The sequence below is a fragment of the Rhodococcus sp. 66b genome (assembly GCF_002076325.1).
Lineage (GTDB): Bacteria > Actinomycetota > Actinomycetes > Mycobacteriales > Mycobacteriaceae > Rhodococcus_F > Rhodococcus_F erythropolis.
In genome coordinates, this window is the sequence record NZ_MUZB01000056.1 from 1 (window position 1) to 1,182 (window position 1,182).

At 67.4% G+C, this 1,182-nt stretch carries 1 protein-coding gene; it reads right to left on the minus strand.

All coding sequences use genetic code 11. The features are described from left to right. A partial coding sequence (locus B0E55_RS31290) for an acetyl-CoA C-acetyltransferase (protein ID WP_069147353.1) occupies positions 1-1,180 on the minus strand: 1,180 nt, incomplete at its 3' end. Between the last annotated feature and the right edge of the window lie 2 nt (positions 1,181-1,182).

Genomic DNA, 1,182 nt, shown 5'->3' on the forward strand with positions numbered 1-1,182 from the left:
ACGCCTTGGGGACGCGGATGATGAGTGCGTCGCCTTGTCCGCCGCCGCCGCAGAGTGCGGCTGCGCCGATGCCGCCGCCGCGGCGTTGCAGTTCGAGGGCGAGGTGCAGGGCGATGCGGGCGCCGGACATGCCGAGGGGGTGTCCGACGGCGATGGCGCCGCCGTTGACGTTGACCTTGGCGGGGTCGAGGCCGAGTTCGCGGGTGGAGGCGATCCCGACGGCGGCGAACGCTTCGTTGATTTCGACGAGGTCGAGGTCGGTGGGGTCGATGCCTTCCTTGGCGCAGGCCTTGGCGATGGCGCGGGCGGGTTGGGACTGGAGGGTGGAGTCGGGTCCGGCGACGACGCCGTGGGCGCCGATTTCCGCGATCCAGGTCAGGCCGAGTTCTTCGGCTTTGGTTTTGCTCATCACGATCACGGCGGCGGCGCCGTCGGAGATCGGGGAGGCGGAGCCGGCGGTGATGGTGCCGTCCTTGCTGAACGCGGGACGCAGTTTGCCGAGGGATTCGGTGGTGGTGTCGGCGCGGATGCCTTCGTCCTGTGCGAAGACGATGGGCTCGCCTTTGCGTTGGGGGATGGAGACGGGGACTACTTCGTTGTCGAAGTAGCCGTCTTTCCAGGCGCGGGCCGCGTTCTGGTGTGAGGCGGCGGCGAAGGCGTCCTGCTCGGCGCGGGTGATGTGGGCGGTTTCTTGTTGGTTGACTTGTTCGGTGAGCAGGCCCATGGCCTGGTCGGTGAAGATGTCGTGGAGGCCGTCGTAGGCCATGTGGTCGCGGAGGGTGACGTCGCCGTATTTGAAGCCTTCGCGGCTTTTTTCGAGCATGTGGGGTGCGCGGGACATCGATTCCTGCCCGCCGGCGACGACGATGTCGAATTCGCCGGCGCGGATGAGTTGGTCGGCGAGGGCGATGGCGTCGATGCCGGAGAGGCACACTTTGTTGATGCTCAGGGCGGGGACGTTCATGGGGATGCCGGCGGCGACGGCGGCTTGGCGGGCGGGCATCTGGCCGGCGCCGGCGGTGAGGACCTGTCCCATGATGACGTAGTCGACTTGTTCGGGGGCGACTCCGGACTTGTCGAGGGCGCCTTTGATGGCGATGCCGCCGAGGTCGGACCCGGAGAGGTCTTTCAACGATCCGAGGAGTCGACCCATCGGGGTACGAGCTCCCGCAACAATCACAG